The organism is Streptomyces sp. NPDC054866 (genome assembly GCF_053610745.1).
Window position 1 is genome coordinate 1,877,701 of the sequence record NZ_JBSGZA010000001.1, and the last position, 19,520, is coordinate 1,897,220.

17 protein-coding genes and 1 pseudogene are annotated in these 19,520 nt (G+C 70.1%); 12 read left to right on the top strand and 6 right to left on the bottom strand.

Features of this window, described 5'->3' with window-relative positions:
* Positions 1–304: 304 nt before the first annotated feature.
* From ACWGI2_RS08140 to ACWGI2_RS08150, 3 genes and pseudogenes are all read left to right on the top strand, one after another.
* Positions 305–1,714: pseudogene (locus tag ACWGI2_RS08140) on the top strand (alpha-amylase); the annotation flags it as partial.
* 134 nt (positions 1,715–1,848) lie between these two features.
* Positions 1,849–4,554, top strand: a complete 2,706-nt coding sequence (gene pulA / locus ACWGI2_RS08145; protein ID WP_453694525.1) for a pullulanase-type alpha-1,6-glucosidase — start codon at positions 1,849–1,851, stop codon at positions 4,552–4,554.
* A gap of 105 nt (positions 4,555–4,659) precedes the next feature.
* Entirely contained in the window at positions 4,660–5,049 is a 390-nt protein-coding gene (locus tag ACWGI2_RS08150) for a VOC family protein (protein WP_453694526.1), read from the top strand.
* Here ACWGI2_RS08150 and ACWGI2_RS08155 read toward each other — a convergent pair.
* On the bottom strand, positions 5,046–5,954 hold the full coding sequence (locus ACWGI2_RS08155; protein ID WP_453694527.1) for an MBL fold metallo-hydrolase: 909 nt from the start codon (positions 5,952–5,954) through the stop codon (positions 5,046–5,048). The two genes, ACWGI2_RS08150 and ACWGI2_RS08155, sit on opposite strands and share 4 nt — an antisense overlap.
* Positions 5,955–6,133: 179 nt before the next feature.
* Here ACWGI2_RS08155 and ACWGI2_RS08160 point away from each other — a divergent pair, with 179 nt between their 5' ends.
* From ACWGI2_RS08160 to ACWGI2_RS08180, 5 genes are all read left to right on the top strand, one after another.
* Positions 6,134–6,343, top strand: coding sequence for a hypothetical protein (locus tag ACWGI2_RS08160; RefSeq protein WP_453694528.1), 210 nt, complete (start codon positions 6,134–6,136; stop codon positions 6,341–6,343).
* Entirely contained in the window at positions 6,330–7,691 is a 1,362-nt protein-coding gene (locus ACWGI2_RS08165; RefSeq protein WP_453694529.1) for an amidase, read from the top strand. The genes ACWGI2_RS08160 and ACWGI2_RS08165 overlap by 14 nt, the downstream gene beginning before the upstream one ends.
* A gap of 37 nt (positions 7,692–7,728) precedes the next feature.
* Positions 7,729–8,289 (top strand): TetR/AcrR family transcriptional regulator, encoded by a 561-nt coding sequence (locus ACWGI2_RS08170; protein ID WP_453694530.1) that lies wholly within the window; start codon positions 7,729–7,731, stop codon positions 8,287–8,289.
* A gap of 236 nt (positions 8,290–8,525) precedes the next feature.
* Positions 8,526–9,407: an MEDS domain-containing protein gene (locus tag ACWGI2_RS08175; protein ID WP_453398914.1), complete on the top strand. Its 882-nt coding sequence runs from the start codon at positions 8,526–8,528 to the stop codon at positions 9,405–9,407.
* Complete coding sequence (locus ACWGI2_RS08180) at positions 9,407–9,835, top strand: ATP-binding protein (RefSeq protein WP_453694531.1); 429 nt, start codon at positions 9,407–9,409, stop codon at positions 9,833–9,835. Before ACWGI2_RS08175 ends, ACWGI2_RS08180 begins: the two co-directional genes overlap by 1 nt.
* Before the next feature lie 34 nt (positions 9,836–9,869).
* Here the strand turns inward: ACWGI2_RS08180 and ACWGI2_RS08185 are convergent, their stop codons facing one another.
* Positions 9,870–10,553, bottom strand: a complete 684-nt coding sequence (locus tag ACWGI2_RS08185) for a class I SAM-dependent methyltransferase (RefSeq protein WP_453694532.1) — start codon at positions 10,551–10,553, stop codon at positions 9,870–9,872.
* Between the two features lie 83 nt (positions 10,554–10,636).
* Here ACWGI2_RS08185 and ACWGI2_RS08190 point away from each other — a divergent pair, with 83 nt between their 5' ends.
* Positions 10,637–11,257 (top strand): helix-turn-helix domain-containing protein, encoded by a 621-nt coding sequence (locus tag ACWGI2_RS08190; RefSeq protein ID WP_453398911.1) that lies wholly within the window; start codon positions 10,637–10,639, stop codon positions 11,255–11,257.
* Between the two features lie 18 nt (positions 11,258–11,275).
* Here ACWGI2_RS08190 and ACWGI2_RS08195 read toward each other — a convergent pair whose 3' ends face one another.
* A complete protein-coding gene (locus ACWGI2_RS08195; protein WP_453694533.1) occupies positions 11,276–13,333 on the bottom strand; it encodes a phosphocholine-specific phospholipase C in 2,058 nt (685 codons plus the stop codon).
* Between the two features lie 95 nt (positions 13,334–13,428).
* Between ACWGI2_RS08195 and ACWGI2_RS08200 the strand changes: the two genes are divergently transcribed.
* The 3 genes from ACWGI2_RS08200 (at position 13,429) to ACWGI2_RS08210 (ending at position 17,845) form a co-directional block, all read left to right on the top strand.
* The gene (locus ACWGI2_RS08200; RefSeq protein WP_453694534.1) at positions 13,429–14,598 is read left to right on the top strand and encodes a damage-control phosphatase ARMT1 family protein; all 1,170 of its coding nucleotides are present in this window, start codon (positions 13,429–13,431) and stop codon (positions 14,596–14,598) included.
* Between the two features lie 315 nt (positions 14,599–14,913).
* The gene (locus tag ACWGI2_RS08205) at positions 14,914–16,596 is read left to right on the top strand and encodes an ABC-F family ATP-binding cassette domain-containing protein (protein WP_453694535.1); all 1,683 of its coding nucleotides are present in this window, start codon (positions 14,914–14,916) and stop codon (positions 16,594–16,596) included.
* Positions 16,597–16,624: 28 nt separating this feature from the next.
* Positions 16,625–17,845 carry a glycosyltransferase gene (locus tag ACWGI2_RS08210; RefSeq protein ID WP_453694536.1) on the top strand — a complete coding sequence of 407 codons (1,221 nt, stop codon included), beginning with the start codon at positions 16,625–16,627 and terminating at the stop codon, positions 17,843–17,845.
* A 37-nt stretch (positions 17,846–17,882) separates the two neighbouring features.
* Here ACWGI2_RS08210 and ACWGI2_RS08215 read toward each other — a convergent pair whose 3' ends face one another.
* The 3 genes from ACWGI2_RS08215 to ACWGI2_RS08225 form a co-directional block, all read right to left on the bottom strand.
* Positions 17,883–18,530, bottom strand: coding sequence for a hypothetical protein (locus tag ACWGI2_RS08215; RefSeq protein WP_453694537.1), 648 nt, complete (start codon positions 18,528–18,530; stop codon positions 17,883–17,885).
* A gap of 220 nt (positions 18,531–18,750) precedes the next feature.
* Positions 18,751–19,011 carry a hypothetical protein gene (locus ACWGI2_RS08220; protein ID WP_453694538.1) on the bottom strand — a complete coding sequence of 87 codons (261 nt, stop codon included), beginning with the start codon at positions 19,009–19,011 and terminating at the stop codon, positions 18,751–18,753.
* A 3-nt stretch (positions 19,012–19,014) separates the two neighbouring features.
* Positions 19,015–19,311: a hypothetical protein gene (locus tag ACWGI2_RS08225; protein WP_453694539.1), complete on the bottom strand. Its 297-nt coding sequence runs from the start codon at positions 19,309–19,311 to the stop codon at positions 19,015–19,017.
* Positions 19,312–19,520 lie beyond the last annotated feature (209 nt).

A 19,520-nucleotide genomic window follows, 5' to 3' on the forward strand; every position in this document is an offset into this window, starting at 1 on the left:
GGCCGGGCGCGTGGGGCCCGTTGTCGGGTCCCCCGGCCGTCCGGACCGGAGTCGTGGTTGAACGTAGCACCGTCGCAATGTCTTGCGAAAGGTTTTGCGGCGCGTGAACTCCCGGGATTCCGCATCTGACGCGAGAGTGTGCGCGGAGGGTTGACCGGGGTTCTTGAGGGTCGTACGGTCTCGACCGAAAACGGCGTTGAAATGTTTCTGCAACATCCTTCAACGGCCTTACGGGCACGGCGCGTTGCCATTCAAGGTCACACCTCACTCATGCAGTCACACCTCACTCATGCAGGAGGCCCTCATGGCCGGCCGAAAGTCCAGAGTCCGCAGACTCGTCCGCAGGTCCGTCGCCGCCGCCCTCGCCCTGGTGGCGGGCGCAGCTGGCAGCATCGTCGCCGGAGCACCGCAGGCGCAGGCCGCCCCGCCCGGCGGCAAGGACGTCACCGCCGTGCTCTTCGAGTGGAAGTTCGACTCGGTGGCCAAGGCGTGCACGCAGCGGCTCGGCCCCGAGGGCTACGGCTACGTACAGGTCTCCCCGCCGCAGGAGCGCATCCAGGGCGAGGCGTGGTGGTCGGCCTATCAGCCCGTCAGCTACAAGATCGGCACCCGCCTCGGCGATCGGGCCGCGTTCAAGAACATGGTCGACACCTGCCACGGGGCCGGGGTCAAGGTCGTCGTCGACGCGGTGATCAACCACATGACGAACGCCAACGGCACCGGCTCGGCAGGCTCCGCCTTCACCAAGTACGACTACCCGGGCACGTACTCGGGCGCCGACATGGACAACTGCCGCTCGGACATCAGCAATTACCAGGACCGCTGGAACGTCCAGAACTGCGAACTGGGCGGACTCGCTGACCTCGACACCGGTGAGGAGTACGTCCGGGGACGGGTCGCGTCCTACCTGAACGACCTGCTGTCCCTGGGCGTCGACGGCTTCCGGGTCGACGCGGCCAAGCACATCCCCGTGGACGACCTGAAGAACATCAAGTCCCGGCTGAAGAACCCCGGCGTCTACTTCAAGCAGGAGACGATCTACGGCGCGGGCGAGGCGGTCTCCCCGAGCGAGTACACCGCCACCGGCGACGCCCAGGAGTTCCGCTACGGCTGGGACCTGAAGCGGGTGTTCAACAACGAGAAGCTCGCCTACCTGAAGAACTTCGGCGAGGGCTGGGGCTACATGCCCAGCGGTTCGGCGGCCGTCTTCGTCGCCAACCACGACACCGAACGGCACGGCCAGACCCTCAACTACAAGGACGGCGCGAACTACACCCTCGCGCACGTCTTCATGCTGGCCCTTCCCTACGGCTCACCGGACGTGCACTCCGGCTACGAGTTCAGCAGCAATGACGCCGGGTCGCCGAACGGCGGGCAGGTGAAGGCCTGTTACAGCGACGGCTGGAAGTGCCAGCACGCCTGGCCCGAGATCAGGAGCATGGTCAAGTTCCGCAACACCGCCCGCGGGACCGGCATGACCAACTGGTGGGACAACGGCAACGACGCCATCGCGTTCGGCCGCGGCGACAAGGCGTACGTGGTCATCAACCACGAGGGCTCCTCGGTCGCCAGGACCTTCCAGACGTCCCTCGCCGCGGGCAGCTACTGCGACGTCCAGAGCGGCAGGAGCGTCACCGTCAACGGCTCGGGCCAGTTCACGTCCACCGTGGCGCCGAACACCGCCTTGGCCCTGCACACCGGGGCCAGGAGCTGCTGAGCGCCGCCTGACTGTCCGCCCCGCCCACGACCGGCCGCCCGGCCTTCGCTTCCCCGCCGCCGGGCGGCCCCGTTCCCGTACGCCCCTTTTCCCGACCCCATCGCCCTCATCATCCGCAAGGAGAAGCACCCTTGACCGGCTCCCCGCGTCGCACCGCTGTCACCACGGCCCTCGCCCTGCTCGCCGCGGTCGCCCCCCTGACGCCCTCGGCCGTCGCGGCACCCCGAGCAGCGGCCGCCGCCGACGCGCCCGCCGCGCTCGACCTGTCCACGTCCCGGGCCCAGTGGATCGACAAGAACACCGTCGCCTGGGACGTCCAAGGCGACGCCGCCTCCCAGGAGTTGGTGTACGCCCGCGACGGGCAGCTCACCGTCAAGGACGGCGAACTCGCGGGCGAGGGACGGCGGATACGCCTCACCCCGGCCGATGGCGGCCTCACCGACGCCCAGCGCAAGAAATACCCGCACCTGAAGAACTACGCGGCCTTCACCGTCGACCCGCGCGACCGTGACCGCATCCGTCACGCCCTCACCGGCCAGCTCGTCGCCACCCGCAGCGGTGCCGACGGCACCCTGCTCACCGCCACCGGCGTACAGACGCAAGGCGTCCTCGACGACCTCTACAGCGCCACCGCCACCAAAGCCGCCCTCGGCCCGCAGTTCCGTGACGGCCGCCCCACCCTGGCCCTGTGGGCTCCCACCGCCCAGTCCGTCAGCCTCGAACTCGACGGCAAGCGCGTGGCGATGCGGCGCGATGACGCCAGCGGTGTGTGGTCCGTCGCCGGGGCCCGTAGCTGGTCGGGCAAGCAGTACCGGTACGTCGTGAAGGTGTGGGCGCCCAGCGTCCAGAAGGTCGTCACCAACAAGGTCACCGACCCCTACTCCACGGCCCTCACGGCCGACTCGAAGCGCAGCATCGCCGTCGACCTCGACGACCCGAAGCTCGCCCCCAAGGGCTGGGAACAGCTGAGGAAGCCGAAGGCCACGCCGCTGCGTGACGCGCAGATCCAGGAACTGCACATCCGCGACTTCTCCGTCGAGGACCCCACGGCGCGCCACCCCGGCAAGTACCTGGCCTTCACCGACACCGCGTCCGACGGCATGAAGCACCTGCGCGAGCTGGCCGAGGCCGGCACCTCCTACGTCCACCTGCTGCCCGCCTTCGACATCGGCACCATCCCCGAGCGCGCCGCCGACCAGGCCACGCCCGACTGCGACCTGACGGCGCCCGCCCCGGACTCCGACGAGCAGCAGGCCTGCGTCACCAAGACCGCCGCCAAGGACGCCTACAACTGGGGCTATGACCCGCTGCACTACACGGTGCCGGAGGGCAGCTACGCGAGCGACCCCGCAGGGACCCGCCGTACGGTCGAGTTCCGGCGGATGGTCCAGGGCCTCAACGGCTCTGGCCTGCGCACGGTGATGGACGTCGTCTACAACCACACCGTCGCGAGCGGCCAGGCCGACAAGTCCGTACTCGACAAGATCGTGCCCGGCTACTACCAGCGGCTGCTGCCCGACGGCTCGGTGGCCACCTCCACCTGCTGTGCCAACACCGCGCCCGAGAACGCCATGATGGGCAAACTCGTGGTCGACTCACTGGTCACCTGGGCCAGGGAGTACAAGGTCGACGGCTTCCGCTTCGACCTGATGGGCCACCACCCCAAGGCCAACATCCTGGCTGTCAGGAAGGCCCTGGACGCGCTGACCGTCAAGAAGGACGGCGTCGACGGGAAGAAGATCGTCCTCTACGGCGAGGGCTGGAACTTCGGCGAGATCGCCGATGACGCCCGCTTCGTCCAGGCCACCCAGAAGAACATGGCGGGCACGGGCATCGCCACCTTCTCCGACCGGGGCCGCGACGCGGCGCGCGGCGGCGGCCCCTTCGACGAGGACCCCGGCGTCCAGGGCTTCGCAAGCGGCCTGTTCACCGACCCCAACGCCTCGAAGGCGAACGGCACGTCGGCCGAGCAGAAGGCCAGGCTCCTGCGCTACCAGGACCTGCTCAAGGTGGCCCTCACCGGCAACCTGTCCGCGTATACCTTCACGGACTCCTCGGGCCGCAGGGTCAAGGGCTCCGAGGTCGACTACAACGGCGCACCGGCCGGATACGCGGATGCCCCCGGCGACGCCCTCTCCTACGCCGACGCCCATGACAACGAATCCCTTTACGACGCCCTCGCCTTCAAGCTGCCCGCGGACACCACGGCCGCCGAGCGCTCGCGCATGCATGTGCTCGCGATGGCGACCGCGACCCTGGCGCAGGGCCCTTCTCTCTCCCAGGCGGGCAGCGACCTGCTGCGCTCGAAGTCCCTGGACCGCAACTCCTACGACAGCGGTGACTGGTTCAACGCCCTGCACTGGAACTGCCAGGACGGCAACGGCTTCGGACGCGGCCTGCCCCCGGCCGCCGACAACAAGGACAAGTGGCCTTACGGGAAGCCCCTGTTGACGTCCGCGTCCCTGACCCCGGGCTGCGCCGAGATCAACGGCACGTCGGCCGCCTACCAGGACCTGGTGAAGCTGCGCGCGACGGAGCCCGCGTTCTCCCTGGCCACGGCCGACGAGGTCCAGTCCCGCCTCGCGTTCCCGCTCTCGGGCACCTCGGCGGAGACCCCCGGCGTCATCACCATGGAGCTCGGGAACCTCGTGGTCATCTTCAACGCGACCCCGGAGTCCCAGAAGCAGAGCGTCCCGGCCCTGAAGAACAGGGCATACGCGCTCCACCCCACCCAGGCGAAGGGCTCCGACCCGGTGGTCAAGTCATCGTCGTACGAAGGAAGTTCAGGCACCTTCAGCGTCCCCGCACGGAGCGTCGCGGTCTTCGAGCGCGGCTGACAGCTCGAAAGATCCCGTAAGGACGACTCGGAAGATAGCGTGGACCCTTCAGTTCAGTTCAGTTCAGTGGAAGCTGGAAGCGCTATCTGACGGGGAGATCCTGACGTGGCAAGCAAGTTCACCGAGCTCGCGATCGACTGTGTCGATCCTGATGCTCTCGCCCGGTTCTGGTGCGCTGTGCTCGACTACGAGGTGCAAGAAGCGGAGGACGGTTTCATCTCCATCGGCTCCCCTCTGGTGCCCGAAGGCGGGAAGCGCGTCGGACCGGTGCCGCCGACGCTGGGATTCGCGCGGGTGCCCGAGGGCAAGGCCATCAAGAACCGGCTCCACATCGATGTCAATCCAACCGACAGGGAGCAGGACGAAGAGGTCCGTCGCCTGCTCGGCCTGGGTGCTCGTCACGCCGACGTCGGCCAGAGCGGCGACGAGAGCTGGGTCATCCTCGCCGACCCCGAGGGCAACGAGTTCTGCGTCCTCGCGAGCCGCCGCCCCTAGGGCGCGGGGACGAGCCGGTAGGTGTCGCCCTCGGGGACCACGTGGCCTGCCGTGGGCGGCGGAAAGTGGCTGCCCAGCAGCAGAGTCGGTGTGCCGGAGAGGGAGCTGAGGAGCTCCCGGCGGGTCCTCGCCGCGGCCGCGGGGTCGATGTCCACGCAGCTCCCCAGATCGGGGTGGGTCAGCTGGACAGGATGGTGGATGCAGTCACCGGTGATGAGCGCGCTCTCGCCGTGGCTGCTCAGTTCCACCGCCACCTGGCCCGGTGTGTGGCCCGGGGTGGGGCGCAGGCGGAGCCCCGGCGCGATGTCGGTGCCCCCGGAAGGAACGTCGAGCACGTCCAGTAGGCCTGCCTCCTTGATGGGGTGCACGGAGTCGCGGAACATCTGGCGCCTGGCCTCGTCCATGTCGACGCCGGCCCAGTAGTCCCATTCGGTGCGGGTCGTGAGGTAGCGGGCGTTGGGGAAGGTGGGAACCCAACTGGCCCCGTCCGCCCGGGTGTTCCAGCCGACGTGGTCGGTGTGCAGATGGGTGAGGACGACGAGATCCACCGTCTCGGGCGTGAAGCCGGCCTCCGTCAGCCGCGCCAGGTAGTCACTGTTCAGGTTGTCCCACGCGGGGTTGGCCCGCTGCTTGCCGTTGCCGATGCCAGTGTCCACGAGTACGCGCAGCCCGTTGGCCTCGACCGCGAAGCTGTGGCTCGCAAGCCGCAGGACGCGCTGTTCGTCCACGAAGTCCGGCTGAAGCCAGGGGACTTCGGCCACGACCTCCGGGGTTGCTCCTGGCAGCAGCCAGGGACCCGTCTGCGGGGGCAGGTGCACCTCGTCCACGCGGCGGACGGTGAGGTCTCCGACCGTCCAAGCCCCGGCGGCCGAGTGAGGGGTGGTGTGGTGTGTGGCCATGGACATGTGGCGCTCCTCTGTTCAGGCGGTCGGCATCCCCCAAGCTAAAAGCAATGGGTTTGCATTAAGGCGAGCGTAGGGCCTATCGTCTCGTTAAAGCAAACCGTTAGCTTTTGAGTGTCGCTGTGGTCGAGGCGGGCTACCGCCCCCGGCGCAGCGCCACGGAACGAACCGGGAGGGCGCACATGAACACCGCTGAACTCACCCCCCAGGAGGCCGCCCGAGGGGCGCTCCGGGCGGGCCTGCCGCTGGCGAGCGACCGTCACGAGGTGGTGGCGGCGACCGCCCGCCACATCCAGTCCGTCATCGCCACGCTGCGCGAACTGGACTTCGGTGACACCCCGCCCGCGATCTCCTACACGGCCGGACAGGGGGACATCGATGCAGCCCTCTGAGCTGTCTCTCGCCGACGCCGCCCACGCCATCGCCGCGCGTGAGCTCTCCCCGGTCGAACTGACCGATTCGGTGCTCGACCGCATCGAAGCGGTGGAACCGCGCCTCCAGGCCTACGTCACCGTCGCCGCGGACTCCGCACGGAGCGCGGCGGCCCGCGCCGAGCGCGAGATCGCCTCAGGGGAGTCGCGCGGCCCGCTGCACGGAATTCCCATGGGTCTGAAGGACCTGATCGACGCCGAAGGCATGCCCACCACGGCGAGCTCGCGCGTCAGGGCGGACCACGTGGCCGAGCGCGACAGCGCCGTAGCCGCGCGTCTTTCCGAGGCCGGTGCGGTGCTGCTGGGAAAGACCCACACCCACGAGTTCGCCTACGGACTCACCACCCCTCAGACGCGCAACGCCTGGGACCACAGCCGTGTCGCGGGCGGGTCGAGCGGCGGCTCGGCCGTCGCCGTCGCGGCGGGAGAGGCCACCTTCGCGCTGGGGACCGACACGGGCGGATCGATCCGCGTGCCCGCGGCGCTGAACGGCGTGGTCGGCCTCAAGCCGACGTACGACCTGATCCCCCGTCGCGGAGTGACCTCCCTGTCCTGGTCCCTGGACCATGTCGGCCCTCTCACCCGCACGGTGCGGGACGCCTCGCTCGTCCTCGCCGCCTTGGTGGGACGGGGCTGGTCCGCTCCTGAGGCAGGTGACCTCTCCGGGCTGCGAGTGGGAGTGCCGCGCAACTACTACTTCGAGCGGATCACCCCGGAGGTCGAGGAGAGCGTGCGCCGGGCCATCGGGCAGCTCCAGGAGCTCGGGGCCGAACTCGTCGACGTAGAGATCCCGTTGGCGCGCTACATCCAGGCCACCCAGTGGGGGCTGATGGTCCCGGAGGCGACTTCGTACCACGAGCGCACGCTTCGCTCGGTGCCCGATCTGTACACGGCGGACGTCCGCGTCCTGCTGGAGGCGGGCGAGTTCGTGTCCGCGGGTGACTACCTCCGGGCCCAGCGCGCGAGGGCGATGATGCGCGAGGCCTGGGCGGAGCTGCTCGGCCGCGTCGATGTGATCGCGGCTCCTGCGGTGCCGATGACGGCGGCCAAGGCCGGTCAGGACAGTGTGGAGTGGGCGGACGGCACGGTGGAGTCCGTCTCCGACAGCTACGTCCGTCTCTCCGCGCCCGCCAACATCACCGGAGTGCCGGCGCTGACCCTGCCCGTGGGCCAGGACCACGCGGGCATGCCGATCGGCATGCAACTGATGGGTCGCCCCCTCGACGAAGCGACCGTGCTGCGGGTCGGGCGTGCCTACGAGGTGGCCGCGCCGGTAGCGGTACCGGCACCGGCGCTGGCACCAAGCTAGAAGCAACGAATTCGCATTAAGGGATTAGAGTGGAGTCATGAGTCCCAAGCCCATGGTGCGGCCCGGAGGGCGCAGCGCCCGTGTTCAGGAGTCCGTCCACGCGGCGGTCCGTGAGCTCCAGACCGAGCTGGGGCGCGACGGGCTGACCGTTCCTCTCGTCGCGGCTCGCGCGGGGGTGACCCCGTCGACCGTCTACCGCCGGTGGGGGGACCTGCAAGAGCTCCTGTCCGACGTCGCGGTCGAACACCTGCGCCCCGAGGAGCCGCCCGTCGACCTCGGCACCCTGCGGGCGGACCTCGGTGCGTGGGCCGAGCAGTTCCTCGACGAGATGGCCTCCCCGCCGGGGCGCGCGTACATCAGGGACGCCCTCCTCGGCGACCCGGACGGGAGCAACGCAGGCCAGTGCTCCGCCTACGCCGCGGACCAGATCGACACCGTCCTCGCCCGTGCGTCGGAGAGGGGCGAGGCCGTCCCGGACATGGAGCAGGTCATCGACCGGGTGGTGGCGCCGATGATGTACCGCATCCTGTTCCGTCCCGGCCAACTGGACGCCGCCTACGCGCGCGCACTCGTGGATCACGCCCTCCCGGCATCCTGAGTCCGGCGTGGAATGTGGCGCTGTCATACCCGTCGGCAGCCGCAGGCGCCGAACGGCACTCGCCGAACAGAACCAGCTCTGAACGGATCACCTTCACGCACTCTCGATCACCAAAAGAGGGCGCGTTGCCAGCTAACTGTCGCTATCTGCGGAGATGCGCCGCCGTGAGGTATGGACCGCTAGCGTGAGCCCCGCACTTGTTCCCCGTCGGGCCACCTCGGCCCTGGAGGTGAGAGATGGCGGACGCCGGCTCGGCGTCGGGCGGTACGATCCCGGTCCAGCATCTCCGGGCGGGCGACCACGCCTTCGTCAGTTACGCCGACGACGACGCGGGCCGCGACGTGGTGTCCGCCTTTGCTTGGGCGGGGCTCGTGAAGCGCGAGAAGGTGATGGTCTTCGCCGCGCCGCACATGGACGACGCACAGGTGTGGGACCGGCTGGACGCGCCGGGAGCCCTGCTGGGAACCGCCCGGGAGAACGGGCAGTTGGTGCTCAGCAGCATGCGCGCCCTCATCCACCCCCAGGACGCGTTCACTCCTCACCGGCAGTGGGAGCGCATCACGGAGGAGACCGACCGTGCCCTGGCCGAGGGCTACAGCGGGCTGCGTACCTACATCGACATGCACTGGGTGGGGGACCTGGGCGCCGACGTCGAGGTGATGATGCACCGCGAATCCCACGCCCAGCATCTGTTCACCGACCGCCCCTACACCGAGATCTGCGCCTACGACAGCCGCTGGTTCCATCCTGATGTCGTGACGGCCATGCACAAGGCGCACCCCTGTCGGCTGCTGCCCCGCCTGGGCGCTCTGCACACGGAACAGGCCGAAGGGCGGGTGCAGTTGGCCGGCGAGGCGGACATCGCCACCCGGGAGCAGTTCATCGGCGCCGTGCGCGAGGGGCTCAGGCGCAGCGAGGGTTCCCCGCAGCCGCTGATCGTGGACCTGTCCGGTCTCGTGTTCCTCGGCGTCGCCTGTGCCGTGGACCTGCTTCGGCTGGTGCTGGAACATCCGCACGGCCCGGTCCATGTCCACTGTCCACCGACACCGGCCCGCATACTGCGCCGGGCAGGCGCCGACCAGGTGCCCCACATGGTGATCAGCGAGGTGGCTCGCTGATGACGACCACCCCAGGCCCCCACGAGGTTCCTCCGGTCACCCTGCTGGAGTCGCGCTTCACCCAGGACGATCTGCCCCGGCTGCGGATGCTCGTCGAGCAGTACGCCGACGACCAAGGCCTGACCGAACCACGGCGCGGCGACTTCATCGTGGCCCTGGACGCGGTGGCGGCCAACGCGGTCGAGCACGCGGGCGGTGGCGGCACGCTGGTCCTGCAGCGCAGCAACGGCCAGCTGGCCTGCCACATCCACGACGTGGGCCCCGGCTTCAGCGCCGACGTCATCCCCGAGCTGGCTCCCGGCCTCGACGGCCACGCGGGCGGCCGGGGCCTGTGGCTCGCGGGCATGCTCACCGACGAGCTCACCATTTCCGCGGGCCCCGGCGGCAGCATGGTGACTCTGACCGTGCGACTCCCCAAACCGCTGTAAGGCCACGGCACCGGCCGTGCCGGAACGGCCTGCTCTATCGCGTACGCCGCCGCAGCTTGACGGTGTAGTTGGTCCGTGTGGAGGGCTCGCCGTCAGGGGCCGTCAGGGTGTGCTCATGGGTGTCGCAGACGAGTACGTCCCACTGCTCGGTCGGCAGGTCGAGGGAGGCCAGGACCTTCTGGGGGCTGGGGAAGTCCACGCCGGGGTGCGGTTCGGTCTCCCAGGCGGGGAAGCCCATGTGGCCGACGATCAAGAGAGTGCCGCCCGCCGCGACGGCCTCGGCGGCGCTACGCAGGATCCGCTCGCGCGGCATCTCGTGGAGGGAGTGCAGGAACTGGGCGGAGACCAGGTCGTAGCTGCCGGCCGGGAAGGAGTCCCCCAGGTCGTGGTGCTGCCAGTCGACGCGGTCGGCGACCTGCGCCTGGGCCGCGTGCTCGGCGGCACGGCCGAGGGCGACGCGGGAGATGTCGGTGGCGGTGACGCGCCAGCCCTGCCGCGCGAGCCAGATCGCGTCGCCCCCCTCTCCGCAGCCCAGGTCCAGGGCGCTGCCCGGGGCCAGCCCCTCGGTCTCGCGGACGAGTGCGGCATTGGGTTCGCCGCTCCACAGACGGCTGCTCTGGTTGTAGCGCTCGTCCCAGAACGCTTCGGCCGAATCGGCGGCGGACGCGGCGGAGGCGGTGTGGGCGCCGTGGGTGGGGTCGGTCGTGTGGTCGCTCATGCGGGCTCCTTCTGCTCTGCGGCAACCCTGCGCGCGGCCCTGGCGGCTTGACAAAGATATTTGCCACAACGGCAAATGGAGGGATGAGCGACGACGCCGAACTCACGGACGTACTGACCGCCGTCGGGCCGCGGCTACGGGCGCTCCGGAAGGCGCGGGGCGCCACCCTGGCCCGGCTGAGCGAGGAGACGGGGATCTCCCTGAGCACCCTCTCGCGTCTGGAGGCCGGACAGCGTGAGCCGACCCTGAAGCTCCTGCTGCCCCTGGCCAAGGCGTACGGCCTACCGCTCGACGAGCTGGTCGGCGCGCCCCAGACGGGCGACCCGCGCATCCACCCGCGGCCGTTCAGGCGCCACGGCAACACCTGGGTGCCTCTGACCCGCCACCTCGGCGGAATGCACGCCTACAAGCAGGTCATGCCGGTCGCCAGGAACGCCACCCGGCAGACCACACGCCCCGAGCAGGGCATGCATGAGGGCTACGAATGGCTCTACGTACTCTCCGGACGCCTGCTGCTCGCCCTGGGCGACCACGACTTGGTGCTCACCGCGGGCGAAGCCGCCGAGTTCGACACCCGCACCCCTCACGGCTTCGCCAACGCCGGTGACATCCCCGTCGAATTCCTCGCCCTGTTCGGGGCCCAGGGCGAGCGCATGCACGTACGCGTCAGGCCGGGCAGCGGCGAGGGAGACGACGGGGGATAGCCGGCGGGGGTGGCAGGGTCAGGCGGTGCGGAGTGCGGGGTCGCTGGTGCCGGGCTCGCCCGTCTCGACGTGTCCGGCGAACCTGCGCACGTATGCGCTGTCACTGTCGGAGCGCACCCGCAGGTCGTACCAGCGTTTGCTGTGGCCGAGGTCGACCCAGCGGGTCTTGAGGCCGCCCGCCGCGACGGTGAGCTCGGTGCTCTTGCCGCCGTACGCGTTGGTGATCGTGAGCCGGCAGGCGGTCTTGGCGGTGTTGGTGAAGGTGAGCTTCACGCGGCCGCTGCCCTCGTCGTGGCGTGCGGTGATTTCCGGACCCGGGGTCGCGGCGGTGCCTTCGTACGTACGCAGATAGCCGTTGGGGCCGTGCACCGTCAGCTCGTACGTCCCGTCCGAGGGGCCGGTGCTCCACGTGTCGGAGATCTTCTTGCCCGCCGCGGCGGTGTAGGTCCAGGGCCCGTCGTCGCGGTTGCCGGAGGTGACGAGGAAGCAGGCGCCGGTCTCGTCACCCGGCGTGAAGGTGAGCTTGACGGTGCCGTCGGAGGGCTTGACGGCCGCGGTGACGAGCGGCGTGTAGGGCAGGGGCCGGGTGGGCCTTGCGCCCTTCTCCTGCTTGGGCAGGGCGGGGGAGGCCGGCGGCGAGTGGTGGTAGCTGTCGTGCCGTTCCTGGTCCGGCGGCTCGTAGGCGTCGGTGCTCGGCAGGTCCGCGCGCCCGGTGCGCTTGAGGCTGAAGTCGAAGGCCGAGGTGAGATCGCCGCAGATGGCCCGGCGCCAGGGGGAGATGTGCGGCTCGTGGACGCCGAAGCGGCGTTCCATGAACTGGATGACGGAGGTGTGGTCGAAGAGCTCGGAGCAGACGTAGCCGCCGGTGGACCATGGGGAGACGACGAGGGTGGGGACCCGCATGCCGAGCCCGTAGGGGCCCGCGCTGTAATCGCTGTCGCCGGGGAAGACGTCGAGCTCGGTGTCGACGGTGGACGCGCCCCAGGAGGAGTCGGCAGGCGGATAGGGCGGCGGCACGTGGTCGAAGTAGCCGTCGTTCTCGTCGTACGTGATGAACAGGGCCGTCTTGCTCCACACCTCGGGGTCGGACGTCAGCGCGTCCAGGACCTGCGAGATGTACCAAGCACCGTAATTCGCGGGCCAGTTGGGATGCTCGCAGAATGCCTCCGGAGCGGCGATCCAGGAAATCTTCGGGAGTTTCCCGGACTTGACGTCCGCGCGGAGGTCATCGAGGAGATGGCCGCCCTCCTTGACGTTCGTTCCCTTCCTCGCCTTTTCGTAAAGGGGGTCACCGGGCTTCGAGTTGCGGAACTTGTTGAAGAACATCAGCGAGTTGTCGCCGTAGTTTCCGCGGTAGGCGTCCTCCAGGACGCCCCACAGCCCCTCCTTGGTGAGCCCGTCGCCGGTGTCCTGATAGATCTTCCACGACACCCCGGCCTTCTCCAGGCGCTCGGGATAGGTGGTCCAGTCGTAGCCGAGTTCTTCGTTGCCGAGGACCGGTCCGCCGCCCTTGCCGTCATTTCCGGCGTGCCCGGTGTAGAGGTAATAGCGGTTGGGGTCGGTCGCTCCCATGAACGACGAGTGGTAGGAGTCGCAGACCGTGAAGGCGTCGGCGAGCGCGTAGTGGAACGGAATGTCTTCCCTGGTCAGATGGGCCATCGTTCCGGAGGACTTGGCCGCTATCCAGTCGTCGTACTTGCCCTTGTTCCACGCCTGATGACCGGTCTCCCAGTCATGGTCGAGTCCGGCGATGAACTGCATTCCCAAGTCGTCGGCGTCCGGGTGGTACGGCAGGACTTCCTCGCCGTCGCCGGACTGATGCCATACGGACTTTCCGCTCTCCAGGATCAGCGGGCGGGGGTCACCGAATCCCCGGACACCGTTGAGGGTGCCGAAGTAGTGGTCGAAGGAGCGGTTCTCCTGCATGAGGACCACGATGTGCTCGACGTCGTCGATCGATCCAGACCTGGCGGAGGCGGGGATGTCGGCGGCGCGCATGATGCTGGCGGACAGAGCCGCGACGCCGGCGGTGCCACCCGCTGCCTGGAGGAAGCGTCGACGGTTGAATGCAGGCATGAAGCTGTACCTCTGAAACGTGGGGGATAGAGGGCCGGTCACCGTAGACCGGCCTGCCCTCAAGTCGTCAAATAGTGAGAAGAAAAGGTGAAGGAATGAACGACGCGGTCGACGCCCCCGTCATCCTGAGCAACCAGCCAGGATCGTTCCCCAGGAGCGTGCTCGCCGAGCGGCACCCCGCGCTCATCAAGAAGGTGCGCGACGCCTTCCCCTACGGTCCGCGCCAGCACCGCGCCCTCGACGCACTCCTTGTGCAGGCCACGGAGGGGGTGATCGAACCGCTGGGATCCGAGGCGCACGACCGTCACCTGTGGGACGAGTGGGGACGCGAGTACTTCGGCCTGTCCTGGTTCGACGTGCCCTTCCTGTGGTCCGAGAGCTACTTCTACCGCCAACTCCTCACCGCTGTCGGGTACTTCGAGGCGGGGCCCTGGCAGGGGATCGATCCGTTCCGCCCCTTCAAGCAGGCGGAACTCCACACCGGGGAGGCCGACGAGGAACTGGCCGCGCTCGACCGCCTCGCCCCGCGGCCCGCCGACGAGCAGCGTCAGGCCCTGCTCCTGGGCTCGCTGTGGGGCAACCGCGCGGACCTGGGCTTCGCCGTGGGCGGCGGCGGTGCCGGGGCGATCGACTCGCGTCTCGTCGCCGACGACTCCGAGCTGCTGTGGTCCCTGCTGCCCGAGGGCGGCGCGGCCACGCTGTGCCTGGTCGCGGACAATGCGGGACGCGAGCTGCTGCCCGACCTCATCCTCATCGACCACCTGCTGCGGCACCAGCGGGCCGAACGGGCCGTCCTGCACGTCAAGCCCTACCCGTACTACGTCTCGGACGCCATGACCGCCGACGTGATCGACTGCCTGCGCCGGCTGAACGAGGCGCGGGGCGCCGCGGCAGAGGTGGGCGAACGCCTGTGGTCGGCCATGGGCGACGGCCGGCTCGGCGTCCGCAGCCACACCTTCTCCTGCGCCCCGCTGCCGTACGCGCGGATGCCCGACGACCTGCGCCAGGAATTCGCCGACGCCGACGTGACCGTCATGAAGGGCGACCTGAACTACCGGCGCCTGGTCGGCGACCGGCTGTGGCCCGCCACCACGCCGTTCGAGGAGTGCACGGCGTACTTCCCTGGCCCGGTGGCCGCCCTGCGGACACTGAAGTCCGACGTGATCGTCGGACTCGACGAGCGGACCGAGGCGACGCTCGTCGCCGAACACGGCCAGGGGTGGCGCACCAGCGGGACCCACGCCCTGATCCAGGCCCGGCGGTGACCTCAGGAGATGACGTAATGCTTTGCCTTTCTCCCCCGTGGTCGTTATCGTCTCGAACGGTCCTGTTGTCTCCGATAGAGGTGGACGTTGCGCATCTGAGGTTCGCGATCATCGCGCCGTACGGCCCTTCGCCGTACGCCCGTCACACCGCACCCGGCCTTGCCGTGCTGCCCGTGACCCCGCGTGGATGCGACCTCGGTGCATGAGCCGTCCCTCGATCTCCCGGACCGCCGCACCCTCTCTCTCGGCCGGTCGCCGCGTGGTGCTCGCATACGACGCCCCCTGCCCGTCACGCCTGCGACTGCGAGATTCACCATGCCCCTGCCCACCACGCCCAGCGCCTCCCTGACCTGCTCCGCCCTGTCGTTCCAGTGGCCGGACGGCACGAGCGTCTTCGACGGTCTCTCCGTCAGCATCGGCCGGGGCCGCACCGGGCTCGTCGGCGCCAACGGCACCGGCAAGTCCACCCTGTTGCGTTTGCTGGCCGGTCAACTGCGCCCGTCCCAGGGCTCGGTGGCCGTCGGCGGCAGCCTCGCCTATCTGCCGCAGAACATCACCCTCGACACGACCCTGCGCGTCGACCAGGCCCTGGGTATCGCCGAGCGGCGTGCCGCACTGCGCGCCATCGAATCCGGCGACGTACGCGAGGAGCACTTCGAGACGATCGGCGACGACTGGGACGTCGAGGAGCGAGCCCTGGCCCAGCTGGGGTCACTCGGCCTCGGCGACGTCGAACTCGACCGGACCGTGGGCCAGTTGTCCGGCGGGGAGACCGTGCTGCTGCGCCTGGCCGCGCTGCTCCTGGAGCGCCCGGACGTCCTCCTCCTCGACGAACCGACCAACAACCTCGACCTGTTCGCGCGCCGCAGACTCTACGAGGCCGTCGACTCCTGGCGCTCCGGCGTCCTCGTCGTGGTCAGCCACGACCTCGACCTGCTCGAACGCGTCGACCGCATCGCCGAACTGCGCGCCGGCTCGGTGAGCTGGTACGGCGGCGGCTGGTCCGCCTACGAGGAGGCGCTGGCCACCGAGCAGGAAGCGGCGGGACGGATGCTGCGGGCCGCGGAGGCCGACGTACGCCGCCAGAAGCGCGAACTGGAGGAGACCCAGGTCAAGGTGGCCCGCCGCCGGCGGCAGAGCAAGAAGATGGACGCCCAGCGGCGCGCCCCGCGCATCGTGGCGGGGGAGAAGAAGCGCTCCGCGCAGGAGTCGGGGGACAAGCTCCGGGGCCTGCACGAGGAGCGGCTCAACGAGGCGCGCGAGCGGCGCGAGGAGGCCGCGGACGCGATCCGCAACGACGCGGAGATCCGCGTCAGCCTCCCGCACACCGCCGTGCCCGCGGGCCGCACGGTGCTGACCCTGCGCGAACTGCGCCCCCGCTTCGGCAAGTTGCGGGACGGCAGCCTGCATGTGCAGGGGCCCGAACGGATCGCCCTCGTCGGGCGCAACGGCGCCGGCAAGACGACGCTGCTGCGCACCCTCACCGGCGAGTTGGCCCCGCTGTCCGGCGAGGTCAGGACGTCGGTGCCGCTGCGGTTCCTGCCGCAGCGCCTGGATGTGCTCGACGACGCAATGAGCGTCGCGGCGAACGTCTCCCGCCTGGCTCCCGGGCTCACCGACAACCAGATCCGTTCGCAGCTGGCGCGCTTCCTCTTCAAGGGGGCACGTGCCGGACAACTGGCGGGCACCCTCTCGGGCGGCGAGCGCTTCCGCGCCGCGCTCGCGGCGATGATGCTCGCCGCCCCGGCCCCTCAGCTGCTGATGCTCGACGAGCCGACCAACAACCTGGACCTGGCCAGCGTGCGCCAGCTGACCGGCGCACTCGAGTCGTACGAGGGCGCGCTCCTGATCGCGAGCCACGACCTGACGTTCCTGGAGTCGGTCGGCATCACGCGCTGGGTGCTCGTCGCGGAGGAACTCCGGGAGACCACCGCGGAAGAGGTCCGCGATCTCCTGGCAGCGCCGGACCGGGGTGATGCGGGAGAATCCTCGGCCTAGGAACCTGCGGAAAATGGGGAGTCACCAAGTGCGTGTGCTGTTGTCGACGTATGGGTCGCGCGGGGACGTCGAACCGCTGGTGGGGCTCGCGGAGCGGTTGCGGGAGCTCGGCGCGGAGGTGCGGGTGTGCGCGCCGCCCGACGAGGACTTCGCCCAGCGGCTGGCTGCTGTCGGTGTGCCGCTGGTGCCGGTGGGCCGGTCGGCGCGCGCGCTGACGACCGGGGCACCGCAGCCGTCGTCCCTGCCCCAGCGCGCCGCCGATCTGATCGCGAGCCAGTTCGAGGCGGTCCTCCCGGCGGCCGAGGGGTGCGACGTGCTGGTGGCGACCGGCATGATGCCGGCCGCGGCCGGCGCGCGGTCCGTGGCCGAGAAGCTGGGCATCCCCTCCGTCTCCGTGACCTTCCAGCAGATCACCCTGCCGTCGCCGCACCACGCGCCGCTGGCGTATCCGGGCCGGCCCTTCCCGCCGGAGGTGACCGACAACCGGGTGCTGTGGGAGATGGACGCCGAGAGCATCGACGCGCTGTTCGGCGAGGCGCTCAACACGAACAGGGCGGCGGTCGGCCTCCCTCCGGTGCACCACGTCCGTGACTACGTCATCGGCGACAAGCCGTGGCTGGCGACGGACCCGGTCCTGGACCCGTGGCAGGCGACGCCGGACTTCGACGTCGTGCAGACCGGCGCGTGGGTCACCCCCGACGAACGGCCGCTCCCCGCCGAGCTGGTGGCGTTCCTGGACGCCGGGGAACCACCGGTGTACGTGGGCTTCGGCAGCATGCCGATGGGCGCGTCGAAGGACGCCGCTCGGGTGGCCGTGGAGGCGGTGCGCGCGCACGGGCGCCGTGTTCTCCTCTCCCGCGGCTGGGCCGACCTGGCCCTGATCGACGACCGGGACGACTGCTTCCCCGTCGGCGAGGCCAACCACCAGGCCCTGTTCCGCCGAGTGGCCGCCGTCGTACACCACGGCGGCGCGGGCACCACGACGACCGCCACCCGCGCGGGCGCGCCCCAAGTGGTGGTGCCCCAGGCGACGGACCAGCCGTACTGGGCCGCCCGCGTGGCCGAGTTGGGCGTCGGCGCGGCACACGACGGCCCGACCCCGACCGTCGAATCCCTGTCCGCCGCGCTCACGACGGCCCTGGCTGACGACACCCGCGCACGGGCGAGGGCCGTGGCCGCCACGGTCCGGACCGACGGGGCGGAGGTGGCCGCGAAGCTGCTGCTCGACATGGTCAGCATGGCCGGCTGAGAAGGCCCGCGGGCCCACCCATGGGACCCTGTCCGCGTCAGCCGATCGGCTCGCGCATCTCCTCGCGTACCGCCAGCGTGATGCGTGCGACCTCGACCAGGTCGACGTCTTCGGGGTCCTGGCTCACGTTCTCGTCGGTGATCAGACCCACACTTGCCCCGGTGTTGGCGTCGCCCCACGCGCACATCGGGACGTTGCTCCGCACCCCGTCCTGCTCGGAGGTCAGCACCTGGCACCGCAGTGTCATGCCGGATCCCTCGGGCGTGATGTCGTGCGCGGGTACGGCGACCGTGGCGCCCGGTGCTTCCGCGGCGCCCTCCATCATGTAGGTCCGCGACAACGCCGGATCCTTGAACCGCCCGTACATGCCGGAGACGACCAGCCTGCTGCCGTCCTGCTCGCCTTGTCCCATGTATCCGCCCACGACGCCCGTCGGGTCGCGGACGTTGCTGCGGCTCCGGTTCTCCTCCACCATTTGCCGGCCCGTGGTGTCCGAGAGGTCCGTGCTGAGCGCGAACGTTCCCCCGACCATCTCGGCGGGCACCCGCAGGCGGTACTTCGCCTCCGGGAACCCCGCACCGTCGCCGAACACCGCGAACCCGGCGATCGCCACCACCAGGGCCCCCACGCCGGCACCGACGACGGCGAGAATCTTGCCGGTGCTGTGCCTGGGCGGCGGAGCCATGGGCGGCGCACCCCACGGACCGTGCCCTGCGGCGTAGGGCTGCTGCCCGTACGGCTGGCCCTGTTGCGGGAAGGGCGGATGAACGTAGGGCGGTTGCGGAGGCTGCTGCCCGTACGGGGGCGGGGCAGCGCCGAACCCACCGGGCTGTGATGGCGGCGTGGACATGCCGATACGCTACGTCACCCTCCGGGCACGGCAACGCCAGGCCCGGCAGGGGCAGTTACCCGTGGGTGGCGCGGGTGACGGCTTCGGAGACGAGCGGAAGGTTCAAGTGCCGTGCCACCAGGACGAGGTGGGCCCGCTCCTGTTCCTCGGGGACTCTGCCGCCGGGCATGGCCTTCAGACGCGTGTGGTCGGGCAGGTCGGCCTCACGGTCGGCGAGGCCGGCCACGGCCTGAGCCGGTGCCCCGCTCCACCACGGGCTCAGGACGTGCTCGCCCTCGCGGATCTCGGCGAGCCTGCGGAGCAGCCGTGTCGCCACCTTTCACAACTGTTCCATCGCCCGGCCGTCGCGGCGCTCCTCGCGCCGGGAGCTGAACACGAGCCGGGCCAGGGCGAAGGAAGCGGCCACGCCGCTGGCGATGGTGGCGAGCCATGCGCCCTCGGCAAGGAAGCCCAGGCGATGTGTGCCTGTGGCGACGGCTGAGATCACCGCGGTGAGGGTCAGGGCGATGTTGGCGATGTCCAGGGCCACGGCGGTCGCGAACGCCTTGAGGCTCTTGTGCAGGGCCATGTCGAGGTCGGGCCGCCCCGGCATGACGACGCCACTGCACTGCTGCATGGTGACGAGGGCGGTGGCGACGATGCCGACCGAGTAGACGGCCTGGAACGCGACGACCTGCCAGATGTCGGCATAGCCGCGGAGTAGCGGAGGGAGCGTGGGGGGGGCCCCCCCCGCCCCCCCCCCGCGGGGGGGGGCCCCCCGCGGCCCCCCCCGCCAAACGGGGGGGTTTTAAAAAAAAAAACAACCCCGAAACGAGGAAGAATGGG